The organism is Pseudomonas sp. AMR01 (assembly GCF_041946035.1).
Lineage (GTDB): Bacteria > Pseudomonadota > Gammaproteobacteria > Pseudomonadales > Pseudomonadaceae > Aquipseudomonas > Aquipseudomonas antarctica_B.
Window position 1 is genome coordinate 1 of the sequence record NZ_JAUTYR010000122.1, and the last position, 614, is coordinate 614.

1 protein-coding gene is annotated in these 614 nt (G+C 28.0%); it reads left to right on the forward strand.

The features are described from left to right. Positions 1-614, forward strand: a 614-nt coding sequence (locus Q7C20_RS26830; RefSeq protein ID WP_375071200.1) for an MFS transporter, incomplete at both ends; no start/stop codon positions are given.

The window sequence follows — 614 nt, forward strand, 5'->3', positions numbered from 1 at the left end:
CAGCTACTTATTTATTAGGCGGAAATATTAATATTTTGTATCTCGTTAGATTTTTCAATGGTGTATCAATTGGTATTACTACCACTATTGTTGCAAGTATTGTAGCACTTATCATTCCAAATGAAAAAAGAGGAGAAGGTATAAGTTACTTCGCAGTAAGTACAGCACTTGCAACAGGCATTGGACCATTTATTGGTATTTTCTTAACGCAAATAACGTCATTCGATGTTATTTTTATAATTGTGTTAGCTATAAGTATTTTAACTATCTTGATAAGTTTATTTATAAAGTTACCTGAAGTAAAACCAGCTGAAAATAAAAAGCTGAGTTTTTCATTGAAAAACTTAATTGAAAAAAAAGCTATTCCTATCGGGCTATTAATTTTTATAATGACATTTACTTTTTCATCTATTATGACTTATATCAATTTATATGCAGTAGAAATTAACCTTGTAAAATCGGCAAGTTTCTTTTTTGTTATTTATACTATAACAGTTTTGATTTCTCGCCCATTTACAGGTAAAGTCTTAGATAATAAAGGAGCAAAATTGGTACTTATTCCTGCTATAATTTCTTTTGCTCTTGGCTTATTATTACTTTCTATTGCAAATAAT